Source organism: Candidatus Brocadiaceae bacterium, assembly GCA_012728835.1.
Lineage (GTDB): Bacteria > Planctomycetota > Brocadiia > SM23-32 > SM23-32 > JAAYEJ01.
Genome location: JAAYEJ010000012.1, coordinates 95,646 through 110,658, shown reverse-complemented (window position 1 = coordinate 110,658; position 15,013 = coordinate 95,646). Strand labels below are relative to the sequence as shown.

Sequence of the window (15,013 nt, the reverse complement as noted above, 5' to 3'; positions counted from 1 at the left end):
CGCCGGTTCCTGCCTTCCCCGCCGTCTGCGGAGCGTGACGGGCAGACGCAAGTCATTATAGAAGCGCCCATTCGGACTGTCAAAGGGAAAGCCCCCCCTGCGGCCGCCCCGGCCGTCGTGTCGTCGCACGCCGGCCCTACGTGCCGTAGAATGGGCCCGGCAGTCGGCCGTCCCCCTTGAGTCGGAGGTGTACATCGTGGCTCTGCCCGCACTCTTCGCGCTGGCCTTCGGCACGGGATTCACCGGCGCCGTCGCCCCCGGCCCCGTGCTGTTTGCGACCGTGCGCTGGAGCGCCCGCCGGGGCCGGTGGGTCGGTCCGGCCGTGACCCTCGGCCACATGATCGTCGAACTCCCCCTGGTGGTCGGGGTCGTGCTGGGCCTGGGCGGCCTCCTGAAGGCGGACCTGTTCGTGGCAGTCGTCGGCCTGGCCGGCGGCACGACGCTGCTGGCCATGGGGGTGAGCATGGCGTGGACGGCCCGGCGGGCGTCCCTGCCGTCGAACGCGGACGACGACCCGGACGGCGGCCGCATCGAGCTGGGCCGGATCGCGGCTGCCGGCGCGCTCACGTCCCTCTCGAACCCCTACTTCCCGCTCTGGTGGGCCACCGTGGGGCTGAGCTTCCTGGCCCAGGCCGCCCCGGCCGGCCCGGCCGGCTATGCCGTGTTCTACACGGGCCACGTCCTGGCCGACCTGGTCTGGTACAGCGCCGTCTCGGAGAGCATGCACCGCGGCCGACGGCTGCTGTCGGACCGCGGTTACCGCCGGCTGGTCGGTGCGTGCGGGCTGCTCATGGCGGCCTTCGGCGTCTTCTTCGCCGTGCGCGGGTACGGCTTCCTGGGCGGCACGTGAGCCGGCCCGCAGATACCCGCACAGGAAGGAACCCCCCCAAGATGCCTGCCTCCGGAGCACGCAAGTGGCTTCTGGTCGCCGCCGGCTGCACCGCCGTGGCGCTGGGCGCCGTCGGCGTCGTTCTGCCCGTGCTGCCGACGACGCCCTTCCTCCTGCTGGCCGCGGCGTGCTTCGTGCGCAGCTCGGACCGGCTCTACCGGTGGCTCATACGCCACCGGTGGTTCGGCAGCTACATCCGGAACTACAGGGAACACCGCGCCGTCACCCGACGGGCCAAGATGGTGGTGGTGACGCTGCTCTGGCTGACGCTCGGCTACTCGATGGTCGTCGTCGGGGCACTCTGGCTCCGCCTGCTTCTGGCGGTGATCGGCCTCTGCGTGACGATCCACGTGGTCGGCCTCAAGACGGCGCCGCCCGCCACACAGGCCGGCGGTGCGGCCGGCCCGGGGCCGGGCGAACGGCCGGCACCGCCGGCGTAATCGGCACTGTTTTTGCTGCGTCCGGGCTGTAGAATGGAAATGAGGCAACGGCATTCGCTGAGGCGACATCGAGCCCCCTGTGCAAAGCCCGTGGAGGCCCATCATGGCAGACGCGCTGTCGGAGGTTCGGGACGAGGCGATCGCCCTGACGCAGAACGCCCTGGTTGTGGACATCTACACGACCAGCTTCCTGCACGAGTCGATCCTCAAGTCGCTCCGCAAGGGGGGCCTGGCGAACCGGCCCGGCTGGTTCGCCCGGATGGGCGGGAGCGCGGGCGCCGCCGGCTACCGCCGTTTCGACCTGGCGGCGGTCAGGGAGGGCGGGCTGAACGTCTTCGGCCAGAGCATGCTGGACGGCTCCGCCTCAGCGGGCATGTTCGAGCGTTCGGGCGAGTACCAGCTCTCCGTGGACCTTGCCCGGGAGTTCGACCGCGAGGGCGAGTGGCCGGAGGACTGGGCCCGGTTCGCCTACCCGCCGGACGCCTACGACCACTACACGCTGCAGTTTCCGAACCGCCCCGGCCTGCTCAACGCGCTGATCCTGTATGAGATCGCCGTGCGCGAGGTCGAGGCGATCGACGACCTCGTTCTGATCGAACGGGCGGAGGACATCGTCCGCGCGCACGCCGAGGGCAAGGTGGGCCTGCTGCTGGACGCCAACTGCGTGCAGATGATCGGCGATTCGCTGGAGATGCTCGGGATCCTCTACCGGCTCGGCTACCGGCAGATGCTCATGGCCCGCTTCAGCCGCAACCTCTGCGTGGACAGTTGGGTGCAGGCGCGCGCAAAAGGCGGCCTCACGCCCTTCGGAGAGGCGGTGGTGCGCGAGATGAACCGACTGGGCATGGTCATCGACCTGTCGCACACGAGCGACGAGGGCTTCTGGGACGTCCTGGAGGTCTCCACGGCGCCCGTGATCTGCTCGCATTCGAACTGCCGGGCCATCTGCGGCCACCCCCGCAACCTGACCGACGAGCAGATCGAGGCGCTGGCCGCCCGGGGGGGCCTGATGGGGCTGATGACCCTCTTCGTGGGCCCGGGCCGCCAGTACGGAGACGGCACGGGCTGGAACGTCAGCGACCCGCGCTTCCAGCGCTGGCTCGATCACGTGGACCACGCGGTCGACCTGGTCGGCCCGGACTACGTCGGCTGGGGCTCGGACGGCTACCTGAACATGCTCCTGAGCCCGGCCGAACTGCCGAAGATCACCGAGGGCCTCATGCAGCGGGGCTACTCGGAGGCCGACATCCGGAAGTTCTGGGGAGAGAACTACCTGAGGGTCTTCCGGCAGGTCGTCGGCTGACGGCCGCCGTCAGGCGGGCCGCCAGCGGGCCATGACGATCGTCACGTTGTCGCGCCGCCCGGCGCCCTCCGCGTCGTCCATCAGGCCCCAGCAGGCCGTGGCCACGTCGCCGGCCCGGCGCAGTATGCCCCGGATGCGTTCGTCGGAGAGAACGTCGGTCAGGCCGTCGGTGCAGAGCAGCAGTTCGTCGCCCTCCCTCAGGACGACCGAGGTGACGTCGGGCTTGGCGGTCTCCCGCATGCCCACGTAGCGCTCCAGGCGGCCGCGCATGGGGTGGCGGGCCGCCTGGCTGGGCGTCAGCACCTCGCTTTCCACGAGCATGCCCACCAGGGAGTGATCGCGGGTCAGACGCATCAGTTCGCCGTTGCGGAACAGGTAGGCCCGGCTGTCCCCCATGTGCACGACGTGCGCATGGCCGTCGCGGAGCAGGGCGGCCGTGACGGTGGCACCCATCCGGCGCACGCCGTTGAGCGCGGCGGCCGCTTCGAAGACGCGACGGCTCAGGACGACGACGGCCTCGCGCATCTCGGCGTGCACGTCGCCGTCGGGCCTCTCGCCCGGGGGAACGCGCTCGGCCAGCAGTTGGGGCAGCCATTCGACGACGCGCGCGGCGGCCACCTCGCCGGCCTGCTCGCCGCCCATCCCGTCCGAGACGATCAGAAGACCGTCCTCGGGCCGCACGAGGAACGCGTCCTCGTTGTTCTCCCGCGTCCAGCCGCGGTCGCTGACCCAGCACGCGTCGAGCCGTGCGCCGCGGCTGCGGCCGCTGTCTCTGTCAGGCGCCAAAGCGAGATATTCCCCTGTGCACTGCGGCAGGCCTCAGGCGCGCCCCGGGCGCCTCACCCCCGGTCTCCGGTGCCGGATGCGGCGTTCTTCTGCGGAGGGGGCGGCGGAGTGTAGCCGCGCCCGATGGCGAGTTCATACACACCCTCGGCCATCTCCCGGACCTCTTCCATGCGGATGCTGCGCTCGAGGGGGTCCTCGACCAGACACATCTCCAACGTTTCCATCAGTGTCCCCGGCATCAGAGCGATGCCGGACCGTGCGGGGCCGTCGCTCCGGTAACGCTGCAGGGCGGCCGGCGCCATGGGCCCCGAACGCCATGCGACCTTCCCCATGAACATGTGCAGCACGCTGGTTGCCCAGCACCAGACGTCGCACGCCTCGGTCAACTGCCTGCCCGCCATCTGCTCGGGGGCGGCATAGGCCTTGGTCATGGCACTGCGCTCGCCGAACTTCCATACCTTCACGAGCCCGGACTCGCAGATCAGCACGCTGGCGGGCTTGAAGTTGTAGTGCAGGCGGTCTTGCCCGTGCAGCCACGCCAGCCCGGCGGCCGTCTGGATCGCAATGCCGAGCATCGCCGGCAGGGTGGTGATGCTGCCGTCCTCGATCATGTGGTCCCAGCACCGGCCGACGGCGCCCTCCATCACCATGAACGGCAGATCGCCGTCGCCGGTCATCCGCTCGGCCACCAGGAGGTTCCTGTGCGGAGGGACGCTGAAGGTCTGCGCACAGAACTCCTCGAACCACGTGAGCCAGTTGCCGCGCTTCATCGCCGCCAGGCTCGGACGCAGCAGGAGCTGCGGCGTCTGCCGGAACACGTCCTGCGCCTGCCACAGATCACACGTGCCGGAATGCCGGACACACCTGCCCAGCCGGAAGCGACTGCCCAACAGCAGGTCGGGCCGCCAGGGCCCCGAGTTGTCTGGCGTGGATTCGCCCAAAGCCCATCTCCGCATCAGGTCGTGGACGCACCGAAGACCCCGCGCCAGGGGCGCGCCTCCGTACCGGCACCGCCGGCGCAGGGCCGTATTATACACAAGGCGAGGGAAGGTGTGAAGTTCATTTCGCAGACCGTCTCGCGCGCCGTCAACGACGCGAACGGTTGACGCGGCGGCGGCGTCCGCCTATAAGAGGGGGCCGGTTTGCCAACCTCAAACAGAGAGCCTCCATGCCGGAAGCCAGCGTACCGACGAGCGGCCCGACCCACCCCTCCGCCGGCCGGCGCAGGATCGTCCTCCTCCTGGGCGTGCTGGGCCTGCTGTACGCCGCCGGCCTCAACGGCCACTGGCGCTTCCAGCGCGACAGCGCCCGCTACATGGCACTGGCCCGCTCGCTGGCCGAGGACGGGACCTACCGCTTCAACGGTCGTCCGCATACACTGGTCTGGCCCGGGTTCCCCGCCATGCTGGCGCCGGTCTACATGGCCGCCGGCCAGAGCTTCCTGGCGATGAATGCCCTGCTGTCGCTGCTCGGACTCGGCGCCGTCGCCGCCGCCTGGGCGCTCTACCGGGAGCTGCCGCTGAACGCCCGGCAGGCCGCCGTGTGCACGCTGCTCTTCGGATTCTCGCGCACGCTCTACTACTACTCGTCGCACATCATGTCCGACGTACCGTTCACCGTCTTCGCCCTGATCACGCTGCTTTGCGGGACGATCATGCTGCGCAGTCCGGGACGCACCGCCTGGCTGTGGTGTGCGGCGGCCTCCGTGACGGCCGCCGCCGCCTGCTTCATCCGGCCCGTGGGGCCGGTGCTGCCGATCGCGCTGGTGTCGGCGGTCTGGCTGACCCCGGGCGTCCGACGCGGCCGTCTCGCCGCCGGCCGCACCCTGATGATCCTGGTCCCGGTCCTCGCGGCGGGGTTCGCCTGGAACGTCCGCACTGCCATGGTCCGCGAACCGAACAGCTTCACTTACTTCGACGTGTTCATCGAGCGCCACACGCTCCGCGAGACCGTCCTGGGGATGGCCGTGCGGGCCCCGCGGATCGTCGACGCTCTGCCCGACGCCGTCCTGGGGCTCGATGTCGGATGGAGCCTGGGGCTTCTGATGGCGGTCGCGATGGCGATGGGGCTGGCAACGGCCCTGCGGCGCGGCGAACGTCTGGCCTGCACCTACGGCGTCGTCTACCTGGCGACGATCTGCCTGGCGGCGCCCGGGCGGCGCTTCCTGCTGCCGGCGCTGCCCGTCCTGATCTACTGGCTGGTGCTCGGCATGCACAGTGCGGCCGCCGTTGTGCAGCACCACCGGCCCGCTTTGTCGCCCCGGCGTGCGGCCGTCGTCGGGCACGTGCTGCTGGCCCTCGCGGTGGGAACGAACCTCACCCGCATCAGCAAGCTCGTCTATGAAGCACGCGCGCCCGGGTTCTACGAGCGGATCGAGGACGGGCGGCTCCCCGACTACTTCGCCCTGACCGCCTGGCTGAGGGACAACGCGACGGCCCGGGACGTCGTCTTCGCCCGCGAGCATGAGACGGTCCATTACTTCTCGAGAGTGCGGACCCGGCGGGCTGGTCCGGGCTGGGAACGAGACCCCCTCGGGTTCCTTGGTCGCACGGACGTCACACTGGTCGTCCGGGATCCGGACAAGGATGCCGGGTGGGAGCACCTGCCGCACCTGATGCGGGCCCGGCCGGACGTGTTCGAGCCCGTGGCACGCTTCGGCCGCCTGGAGGTCCTGCGCCTGCACCGGGAGGCGCTCCCGCGAGCCCCGGACGCCGCCGCACCGGCCCCGCCGTCCTCCGGGGGCACGACGACATCGAGCGGACGGACGGGGGACGAAAGCCCCGAGATGCCCCCCGCCTCTTGAGGGAAGGCGGCCGGCACGCTATTGTACGCAGGCTGCGAGGCGGCACCTCACAGCACACCGGAGACGAGCCATGCGACGTCCGAACGTTCTGCTCCTCTACACGGACCAGCAGCGGTGGGACACGATCGCCGCCGCCGGCTACCCCCACATGCGGACTCCGAACCTCGACGCCCTGGCCGGCCGCGGCGTGCTGTTCGAGAACGCCTTCTGCAACGCGCCCGTCTCCATGCCCAGCCGCCAGAGCATGCTCAGCGGACGCTACCCGTCCACGGTCGGCTGCACGTGCAACGGCATCGAGATGCCGCCCGGCATTCCCACGGTCTGGGACATCCTGAGGCCGTACGGCTACCGTGCCGCCAACTTCGGGAAGCTGCACTTCCGGAACCACTCCAACCGCGATCACCGCACACCGCACCCCACGTACGGGCTCGACACGCTCATCCTGTCCGACGAACCGGGCTGTTACGAAGACGCCTACGTCCAGTGGGTGCGCCGGCGCGACCCGGACCAGGTGGAGAACTGCCGCTGCGGCACGCCGCCGGCGTGGACCGGCAGGCCGGTCGAGAAGGTGCGCAGCCCCGTCGTGCCCTACGTCTTCGAGGGCCCGGAGGACATGACGCACTCGGCCTTCACGGCCGAGGAGACGGCCGACTTCGTCCGGCGGCATCGGGACGAGGCGTTCTTCGCCATCGCCGGCTTCTTCGCGCCCCACTGCCCGCTGAACCCGCCCGCGCGCTTCGTTGAGATGTACGATCCCGCCGAACTGCCCGCGCCGGCCATGAACCCGGGCGAGGACCGCTTCGACCTGTCCGAAGCCGAATGGCTCCGCATCCGCGCTCACTACTACGCGCTGGTCAGCCACGTGGACGACCAGGCCGGCCGCATCCTGACCGCCCTGGACGAGGCCGGCCTGCGCGAGGATACCCTGGTGATCTTCACCTCGGACCACGGCGACCACCTGGGCGATCACGGCACGGTCGGCAAGGGCGCGCCGGGCCTGGACAGTTGCGCGCACGTGCCGCTGATCGTCTCCTGGCCCGGACACCTGCCGGAGGGCGCCACGCACCGTCACCTCATCGAGGCCGTGGACCTGCTGCCCACGATCCTGGAGTGCTGCGCGGTTCAGGTGCCGCCGTTTGCACAGGGCCGCTCGTTCCGGCCGCTGCTGGAGGGAGAGGACTACGAGCCGCGCCGCTCGGCCTACATCGAGCATCGCGTGCCGTTCCGCGATTCGTGGAAGACCGTGCGCACGGCCGACTTCAAGTACTGCGTGGGCAGCCACGCGGGGGAGCGGCTCTACGACCTGCGGACCGACCGCCATGAACTCCGCGACGTTGCCGGCGACGCCGGCTATGCCGACGTCCTGGCCGAGATGCGTGCCGAGCTGATCCGACGCTCGTTTGACGTCGAGAACCAGTACCCGCCGCGCACGGGCCACTACTGAAAAGCGACGGCTACACCGCGCCGCCGTTCACCAGCCCGGCGAAATGCTCGAAGCTGCGGTCGTAGGTCGCCTCGGCGTCGGCCGGGAAGCAGCAGGCCGGAAGTTCACGCATCGCCAGGTGGTAGCGCAGGCAGTCGCAGCACGCACCCTTGCGCGAGCAGCCGGGGTAGCTGCAGTTGCAGCGATTCAGGTTCTCCGCCTTCTTGCACTCCACGGCTCGACCTCCCTGGTTGGACGTGGGCCCGCAAGGCGCCCGCCCCATTGTAGAGGCCGCCCGCCGGCGCGGCAAGGCCGAGGGGGCCCGGCCGCGAACGGTCGGGCCCCGCGTCGGCCGTGTCGAGACGGGTGATCCGGAAGCGGCGGCTACTCGGCGCCGCGCTGACCGAGCATCCGGTCGATGGCGAACAGAGCGCCGGGCGACTCCTTGGCCATCCGCAGCTTCTGGACGACGGAGTCGACGGACGCCTCCTCCTCCACCTGCTCGGTCACGAACCACTGCAGGAAGATGAGGGTCGCGTTGTCCTTCTCGGCCGTGGCCAGGGCCACGTGCTCGTCGAACTCCCCGGTGACCTTGCACTCGTGCTCATAGGCGGCCTCGAAGGCTGCCAGCGGGCTCTCCCACTCCACCGGAGGCGCCTCGACTCCGGTCAGGCGAATGCGCGCGCCACGCTCCCGCAGATGGTCGTAGATCCGCATCGCGTGTCCGGTTTCCTCTTCGGACTGGAGCTGCATCCAGTGCGCAGCGCCTTCCAGGCTGAGGGACTCGAAGTAGGCAGCCATCGCCAGGTAGAGCCGCGCGTTGAAGAACTCGCGGTTCATCTGCAGGTTCAGCGCATCCGTCACTTGCTGGCCAATCATGGAGCCACTCCTTCCACGTCGGGGTTTGGTCGGTCAGACGCCTCGGTCACTTGCCATGCGGACACTTCTTCAGGCACATGAACCAGTCGAGACACGTGTAGTCGGCCCCCGCCTTCTCGACCCGCTCCTTGGCCGCGCCACACGACCCCGGGGGCGGCACGATCACGTCGTCGCCCGGCTGCCAGTTGGCCGGCGTGGCGATCTTGTACTTGTCCGAGTGCTGCATGGCGAGCACCAGCCGCTTGATCTCCTGCATGTTGCGGCCGTTCGAGAGCGGGTAGTAGAGGATGGCCCTGACCTTGGCCTCGGGGTCCATGATGAAGACGGCGCGGACGGCCTCGGTATCGCTGGCGCCCGGCTGCAGCATCCCGTAGGCCTTGGCCACTTCCATCTTCAGGTCACTGATGACGGGGAAGTTGACCTCGACGTTCTTCATCCCCTTGTACTCGATCCGCTCCTTGATCGTGCGCAGCCAGGCGATGTGGCTGTGCGTGCTGTCGATCGAGAGGCCGATCAGCGCGCAGTTGAGCGCCTTGAACTCCTCCTCCATGCTGGCGAACGTCATGAACTCCGTCGTGCAGACGGGTGTGAAGTCGGCCGGATGCGAGAACAGGATCACCCACTTGCCCTCGTAGTCCTTCGGGAACTGGATCGTCCCCTGCGTGGTCTCGGCGGTGAACGCCGGCGCCTTCTCCCCGATCAGCGGCAGCCCGCCCTGCGTTTCGTCACAACACATTCTCTGATCCTCCCTCTCCTCCTCTACGTGCGCCTCCGTGCCGCCCGTCGCACGACGGACGCCGCACCGGACGCATGGACGTGTACGGTCCGCACGACTCCCGCGGAGACACACGGACTCGTGGAACTCGCTTCCCAACCGGCTCCCATGGCCCCGTCACCCGCCGATCGGGCAACGGCACCGCGACCATCCCCCGGCGATGACGCGATGTCCCCCGGAGCCTACCGGCCGCTCAAGGAATCCGCACCCCCTGAGCCGGCCGCCGCAGACCTCCGCCTCCCGGCTGCGGCCCCCCGCCGAAGATGGTTCAGCGGGGACGTCGGAGATTGCGGTCGGGTCCGGCGCGCGTTCACCGCAGGCCGTCCCCCACAACCCGCCCCGACGCTCTCACGTCGATTATACACCGCCCCGGCGTCCAGGCCAACCCTCGTCGAGCCGCAGACGCCCCCGCGCCGGTATCCGCGAATGATTACTGTTCTCAACACAGCATTCTACCATGCACCGGCGCGGTGTCAAGCACCCGTCCCGGTCATTCTGCGCGGCAGGCAGCCGGGACCATCGCGGCGGACTTGCATGCCTCGGGAAGCTGCCGCTACAATCGGTAGGGTGGGTGGGCGCCCTTCGACAGACACATGGGAAGAGCATCCGGGTCATGGCACGTTTCAGTCTCGGCAAAGCTCCGCCGCCGATCGTCCTGCTGACGGACTTCGGCTACAAGGACAGCTACGTCGGCATCATGAAGGGCGTGATGCGGCGGATCTGCCGGGAGGCGGACATACTCGATCTGTCTCACAACATCATGCCGCAGGACGTGGCCGAGGCCGCCTTCGTGCTTTCGTCCGCCTACCGCTACTTCCCGGACGACGCGATCTTCGTCTGTGTGGTCGACCCCGGGGTGGGCTCCGAGCGGGCCGTGCTCTGCATGCGCAAGGGGGGGCAGACATTCCTGGCCCCCGACAACGGCCTGCTGAGCATCATTGCGGAGGCGACGGGCTACCAGGAACTGCGCGAGGTGACCGAGACGCAGTACTTCCTCAAGGAGCGGAGCGCGACGTTCCACGGCCGGGACGTCTTCGCCCCGGTGGCGGCGCACCTTGCCGAAGGGGTCGAGCCGCAGAAGCTGGGGCCCGCGCGCAAGGCCCTCGAGTCACTCCACCTGCCCCGGCCCGTGCGGTGTGCCGACGGGAGCCTGCGCGGCGAGATCATCTACATCGACCACTTCGGGAACCTCATCACGAACATCCGTCGGGCCACGCTGGACCGCAGCTTCGGCGGTCCGCCCGAGCAGTTGCAGCTCCGCGTCAAGCGGCGCCTTGTGCCCGGAATCCGCTCCACCTACGCCGACGGGGCTGACGGCGAACTGCTGGCCCTGGTCGGAAGCAGCGGACACCTCGAGGTCGCCGTCAACGGCGGATCCGCCGCGCGGATGCTCGGCTGCGAGAAGGGCGATTCGGTCTCCCTGATGCTGCCCGCCGGCGCCACGGCGGACTCCTGAGGGGGCCGGTCACCGGGAACGAAGCAGCCCGGCCAGGTCCACCGGGCCCCGCCCCGCGACGTGCACGGCCGGGATGCCGGAGATCAGCCAGCGGCCGTCCGTCTCCGACAGCGTCACGAGCCACTCGCTTCTGCTCACCCACGCGTAGCCGTGCATGTCCAGCCGGGCCGTCGCGTGCACCGTCGCATGCACAGCGCCCTGGAACGCCTCCACTTCCCGCACCGACAGCCCGACCTTGACAAAGGGCCGGTCGCGCAGGACCGAACGCAGCGCATCGTGCAGGTCCTGTCGGCTCAGGTGCTCCATCGAGAACCCGGGGGCGACGTGTGCCATGGCGGCGTCGGCATCGCCGTCGCGCAGGGCGGCGGCCACCCGGGTCAGCACCCGCGTCGCCTGCGCCCCCCGGCCCGGCCAGAAGGTCGTCACGGCCAGGCCGACGGCTGCGGCGCCCAGCACGACCAGGCCAAACGTCAGCCCCCGATGGGCGCGCGCGGCCGCCACGAGCCATGCGCCCGGCGACGGCGCCCCACCCCCATCGGGCCGCGTCTTGCTCACGGCGCCCTCCTTCCCGGAGCTACGCTGCGCCGTCCCGCCGGCAGAGCCGGAGCGCAGTCGTCACAAGGCTTTCCACATCCGGCAGATACGCCTTTTCCAGGACTTCCGACTGGGGTGAAATGCCGTCGGCGGAACCGATCCGGGCCACCGGCGCGTCCAGGTAGTCGAACGCCTCCTCCTGGATGCGGGCGGCGACTTCGGCGGTGAAGCTGCCGGTGCGGCACGCCTGGCAGGCCACCAGGCAGCGGCCCGTCTTGCGCACGGAGGCCAGCACCGTCTCCATGTCCAGCGGGATCAGGCTCCGCAGGTCGACCAGCTCGGCCCGGATGCCGTGCTCGGCCGACAGGACGTCGGCCGCCTCGAGCATCCGGTGTGCCAGCAGCCCCCAGCCGACCATGGTCACGTCGCGGCCGGGGCGCCGCAGGATGGCGCGGCCGATCGGGACCAGGTAATCGTCCTCCGGGACCTCTCCGCGGACGTTGTAGAGCCCCTGCGACTCCACGAAGAGCACGGGATTCTCGTCGCGAATGGCGCTCTTCAGCAGGCCCTTGGCGTCGTGCGGGGTGGACGGGCACACCACGCAGAGGCCCGGCGTGTGGGTCGCATGCGCTTCGAGCGCCTGGGAGTGCTGCCCGCCGTAGCCCTTGCCGGCGCCCACGGAGCTTCGCACGACCAGCGGCACGGTCGTCTGCCCGCCGCTCATGTAGTGCCATTTGGCGGCCTGGTTGAAGAGCTGATCGCCGGCCTGGAACTCGAAATCGCTGTACATCAGCTCCACGACCGGGCGCAGGCCGGTCATGGCCGCGCCGACGGCCGTGCCGACGATGGCCGCCTCGCTGATGGCCGTGTTGAAGACGCGGCGGCGCCCGAAGGCCTCCAGAAGCCCCTTGGTGACCTTGAAGGCGCCGCCGTAGTCGGCGACGTCCTCCCCGTAGACGATCACGCGCTCATCGCGCAGCATCTCCTCGACGAGGGCCTCGCGCAGGGCATCCTTGAAGGTGATCCGTCCGTCCTTGCGCTCGGCGCGCGGTGGCCGGCCCCCGACCGCCTCGGCGGGCCGGGGGGCGGCCCGATCTTCGGCCTTGCAGAAGACGTAGCGGGTGACCTCGGACGCCGGTGGATCGGCCGCCCGGGCGGCGCGGACGGCGGCCTCCTCATGGCGCCGCTCCACGGCCCGTTCCAGCCGCTGCACCTGCTCCTCGTCGGCGACCCCGGCGGCGATGACCTCCCGGCGGAAGGCCGGCACGGGATCGTGGGCCCGCCATGCGCTCTCCTCCTCCTTGTCGCGGTATTCCGTGCGGGGGTCGCTGAGGCTGTGGCCGTGGTACCGGTAGCAGGCCAGCTCGCACAGCACCGGACCGGCGCCGCTGCGCGCGACCTCGGCGGCGCGGCAGACGGCGTCGCGGACGGCCAGGACGTCCATGCCGTTGACCACCTCGGCACGCATCGCCTCCATGTGGAAGCCGGCCGCGCGGCGGGCCAGGAAGTCGACGCCCGACACCTCGCCCTTCTGCCGGCCCGTCATGCCGTACTGGTTGTTGACGATGACGTAGACAACGGGCAGGCCGAAGGGCCGGCCCGTGAAGTACGGATTGGTGAACTGCGCCATCGAGGCGAAGTTGAGCGACTCCAGCACGATCCCGTTCGCGTAGGCGCCGTCGCCCGCCAGGCAGAGGCAGACGCGGCCGTCGGCGCGGTAGCGGCAGCTCAGGGCCGCGCCGGTGGCTATGCCGAGCGAGCCGCCGACGATGGCGTTCGCGCCCAGGTGCCCGCTGGAGAAATCGGCGATGTGCATGCCGCCCCCGCGCCCGCGGCAGTAGCCGTCCTCCTTGCCGAACAACTCGGCTGCGGTGCGGTAGACGTGCTCGGCCTTGGCCGCCTCGCGCAGCTCGTCGCCACGCAGGGAGGCCGCCTCCTCGGTGCCGATCCACCCGCGCAACTGCTCGTCGCTCCGCTGCCGAATGGCCACGTAGCCCTTGGCGATCGCGTCGCCGTGGCCCCGGTGGGTGCTGGTGATGTAGTCGTCGCACCCGATGGCCGCGCACGCGCCGACGCTGGCCGCCTCCTGCCCGACCGACAGGTGCGTGGGCCCCCTGTACTGGAAGCCGATCTGCCGCAGGGGAGCGAACGACTGCATCCGGAGGGCGACGATCATCTCCTCGAAGGCGCGGATGCTCAACATCCATTCGAGCATGTCGAGCGCATCGGCGGCGGTCAGGCGGCCGGCAGCCATCTCCTGCCGCAGATCGCCGGAATACCGGAAGGCGGGCAACGCGGGGAAGGTCAGGTCCCGAGGTTCGAAATCGGGCAGAACGGAGTCGTGAGGCGCCAAGGCGGGCTCTCCGGGTAAAGGCGCGGGAACGGCCGACAGAGAACCCCCACTTTAGCGCACACGTGCCGAACGCGCAACCGCACCGGTCCGGTCCGGTCCGACCGGGCGGGGCCTCAGGCGCCCTTGCGCTTGCGCTGCTCCAGGAGCGGCTGCTCGCCGGTCACGACATCCCTGGAGACCATGTAGGTGGCCCCCTTGGGCCGCGAGGGCAGGTTGAAGAGGGGATCCAGCATCAGCCGCTCCATGACCGACCGCAGCCCGCGCGCGCCGGTCTCCCGCGCCAGGGCCGCCCGCGCGATCTCCCGCAGCCCGTCCTCGGAAAACTCCAGGTGCGCCTCCTCCAGCTCGAAGTACTTCTGATACTGGCGCACCAGCGCGTTCTTCGGCTCGATGAGGATTCTCATCAACTCGTCCTCGCCGAGCGGCATCAGCGGGGCGACCAGGGGCAGCCGGCCGACCAGTTCGGGGATCATGCCGAACTTGATCAGGTCGTCTTCGGTGATGCGGGCCAGCAGGGCGCCGATGTCCGCCTCGTCGTCCGCGCCCTCCCGGCCGAAGCCGATGATCTGCTGGTTCGTGCGCTTGGCCACCAGCTCGTGGATGCCGTCGAAGGAGCCGCCGCAGATGAACAGGATCCGGCGGGTGTCGATCTGGATGTACTTCTCCTCCGGATGCTTCCGTCCGCCCTGGGGGGGCACGTTGGCCGTGGTGCCCTCCAGGATCTTCAGGAGCCCCTGCTGGACGCCCTCGCCGCCGACGTCGCGCGTGATGCTGACGTTGTGATGGGTCTTGCGCAGCTTGTCGATCTCATCGATGTAGATGATGCCCTGTTCGGCCCGCTCCAGGTCGAAGTCGGCCGCCTGGATGAGCTTCAGGAGCACGTTCTCCACGTCCTCGCCGACGTAGCCGGCCTCGGTCAGGGTGGTGGCGTCGGCAATGGCGAACGGCACGTCGAGCGTGCGGGCGAGCACGCGCGCGATCAGCGTCTTGCCCACGCCGGACGGGCCGACCAGGAGGACGTTGCTCTTCTCCAGTTCGACCCCGTCCTCTTCCTCGCCGTGCAGCAGGCGCTTGTAGTGGTTATGGACGGAGACGGCGACGGTCTTCTTGGCGACATCCTGCCCGATCACGTACTGGTCGAGGCCCTGCTTGATCTCCGCCGGGGTGGGGACGTGCATCCGGCGGCGAGGCTGCGCCGGCCGCACGGAGTCCTGCTTGATGATCGAGTAGCAGAGCTCGACGCAGTCGGCACAGATGAAGGTGTTGTGCCCCGCGTGGATCATCCGCTGGACCGAATCGTAGCTCTTGCCGCAGAAGGAGCAGGCCTCTTTGTGACTGTCGCGGTCTTTCGGCATGTGTCCCTCTCTGTCGC

The 15,013-nt window shown here is 69.8% G+C and carries 14 protein-coding genes; 6 read left to right on the top strand and 8 right to left on the bottom strand.

Annotation, left to right across the window (positions count from 1 at the left end; all coding sequences use genetic code 11):
* Positions 1 to 196: 196 nt before the first annotated feature.
* From GXY85_02130 to GXY85_02120, 3 genes are all read left to right on the top strand, one after another.
* Positions 197 to 850, top strand: coding sequence for a LysE family transporter (locus GXY85_02130; protein ID NLW49629.1), 654 nt, complete (start codon positions 197 to 199; stop codon positions 848 to 850).
* 41 nt (positions 851 to 891) lie between these two features.
* On the top strand, positions 892 to 1,329 hold the full coding sequence (locus GXY85_02125; GenBank protein ID NLW49628.1) for a DUF454 domain-containing protein: 438 nt from the start codon (positions 892 to 894) through the stop codon (positions 1,327 to 1,329).
* Between the two features lie 103 nt (positions 1,330 to 1,432).
* Positions 1,433 to 2,632, top strand: a complete 1,200-nt coding sequence (locus GXY85_02120) for a hypothetical protein (protein NLW49627.1) — start codon at positions 1,433 to 1,435, stop codon at positions 2,630 to 2,632.
* Positions 2,633 to 2,641: 9 nt separating this feature from the next.
* Here GXY85_02120 and GXY85_02115 read toward each other — a convergent pair whose 3' ends face one another.
* Both GXY85_02115 and GXY85_02110 read right to left on the bottom strand, forming a co-directional pair.
* A complete protein-coding gene (locus GXY85_02115) occupies positions 2,642 to 3,418 on the bottom strand; it encodes a serine/threonine-protein phosphatase (GenBank protein NLW49626.1) in 777 nt (258 codons plus the stop codon).
* 53 nt (positions 3,419 to 3,471) lie between these two features.
* Positions 3,472 to 4,359, bottom strand: coding sequence for a protein kinase (locus GXY85_02110; GenBank protein ID NLW49625.1), 888 nt, complete (start codon positions 4,357 to 4,359; stop codon positions 3,472 to 3,474).
* A 227-nt stretch (positions 4,360 to 4,586) separates the two neighbouring features.
* Between GXY85_02110 and GXY85_02105 the strand changes: the two genes are divergently transcribed.
* The gene (locus GXY85_02105) at positions 4,587 to 6,221 is read left to right on the top strand and encodes a phospholipid carrier-dependent glycosyltransferase (protein ID NLW49624.1); all 1,635 of its coding nucleotides are present in this window, start codon (positions 4,587 to 4,589) and stop codon (positions 6,219 to 6,221) included.
* Positions 6,222 to 6,291: 70 nt separating this feature from the next.
* Entirely contained in the window at positions 6,292 to 7,665 is a 1,374-nt protein-coding gene (locus GXY85_02100) for a sulfatase-like hydrolase/transferase (GenBank protein ID NLW49623.1), read from the top strand.
* A 10-nt stretch (positions 7,666 to 7,675) separates the two neighbouring features.
* Here GXY85_02100 and GXY85_02095 read toward each other — a convergent pair whose 3' ends face one another.
* The 3 genes from GXY85_02095 to GXY85_02085 form a co-directional block, all read right to left on the bottom strand.
* A complete protein-coding gene (locus GXY85_02095; protein NLW49622.1) occupies positions 7,676 to 7,879 on the bottom strand; it encodes a cytosolic protein in 204 nt (67 codons plus the stop codon).
* A gap of 149 nt (positions 7,880 to 8,028) precedes the next feature.
* Positions 8,029 to 8,523, bottom strand: coding sequence for a ferritin (locus tag GXY85_02090; protein ID NLW49621.1), 495 nt, complete (start codon positions 8,521 to 8,523; stop codon positions 8,029 to 8,031).
* 46 nt (positions 8,524 to 8,569) lie between these two features.
* The gene (locus GXY85_02085) at positions 8,570 to 9,232 is read right to left on the bottom strand and encodes a peroxiredoxin (protein ID NLW49620.1); all 663 of its coding nucleotides are present in this window, start codon (positions 9,230 to 9,232) and stop codon (positions 8,570 to 8,572) included.
* A gap of 679 nt (positions 9,233 to 9,911) precedes the next feature.
* On the opposite strand from GXY85_02085, the gene GXY85_02080 reads away from it, so the two are divergent.
* On the top strand, positions 9,912 to 10,754 hold the full coding sequence (locus GXY85_02080) for an SAM-dependent chlorinase/fluorinase (protein ID NLW49619.1): 843 nt from the start codon (positions 9,912 to 9,914) through the stop codon (positions 10,752 to 10,754).
* 9 nt (positions 10,755 to 10,763) lie between these two features.
* Here GXY85_02080 and GXY85_02075 read toward each other — a convergent pair whose 3' ends face one another.
* The 3 genes from GXY85_02075 to clpX all read right to left on the bottom strand — a co-directional run bounded on the left by GXY85_02075 (position 10,764) and on the right by clpX (position 14,996).
* Positions 10,764 to 11,309, bottom strand: a complete 546-nt coding sequence (locus tag GXY85_02075; GenBank protein NLW49618.1) for a hypothetical protein — start codon at positions 11,307 to 11,309, stop codon at positions 10,764 to 10,766.
* A gap of 19 nt (positions 11,310 to 11,328) precedes the next feature.
* Positions 11,329 to 13,641: a pyruvate dehydrogenase gene (locus tag GXY85_02070; GenBank protein NLW49617.1), complete on the bottom strand. Its 2,313-nt coding sequence runs from the start codon at positions 13,639 to 13,641 to the stop codon at positions 11,329 to 11,331.
* Between the two features lie 113 nt (positions 13,642 to 13,754).
* Complete coding sequence (clpX, locus tag GXY85_02065; GenBank protein ID NLW49616.1) at positions 13,755 to 14,996, bottom strand: ATP-dependent Clp protease ATP-binding subunit ClpX; 1,242 nt, start codon at positions 14,994 to 14,996, stop codon at positions 13,755 to 13,757.
* Between the last annotated feature and the right edge of the window lie 17 nt (positions 14,997 to 15,013).

What these genes read in the sequence shown, in the direction of transcription:
- GXY85_02125 (NLW49628.1), top strand. Translation starts at nt 892, where the DNA reads ATGCCTGCCTCCGGAGCACGCAAGTGGCTTCTGGTCGCCGCCGGCTGC.
- GXY85_02120 (NLW49627.1), top strand. Translation starts at nt 1,433, where the DNA reads ATGGCAGACGCGCTGTCGGAGGTTCGGGACGAGGCGATCGCCCTGACG.
- GXY85_02105 (NLW49624.1), top strand. Translation starts at nt 4,587, where the DNA reads ATGCCGGAAGCCAGCGTACCGACGAGCGGCCCGACCCACCCCTCCGCC.
- GXY85_02100 (NLW49623.1), top strand. Translation starts at nt 6,292, where the DNA reads ATGCGACGTCCGAACGTTCTGCTCCTCTACACGGACCAGCAGCGGTGG.
- GXY85_02090 (NLW49621.1), bottom strand. Translation starts at nt 8,523, where the DNA reads ATGATTGGCCAGCAAGTGACGGATGCGCTGAACCTGCAGATGAACCGC.
- GXY85_02080 (NLW49619.1), top strand. Translation starts at nt 9,912, where the DNA reads ATGGCACGTTTCAGTCTCGGCAAAGCTCCGCCGCCGATCGTCCTGCTG.
- clpX (NLW49616.1), bottom strand. Translation starts at nt 14,996, where the DNA reads ATGCCGAAAGACCGCGACAGTCACAAAGAGGCCTGCTCCTTCTGCGGC.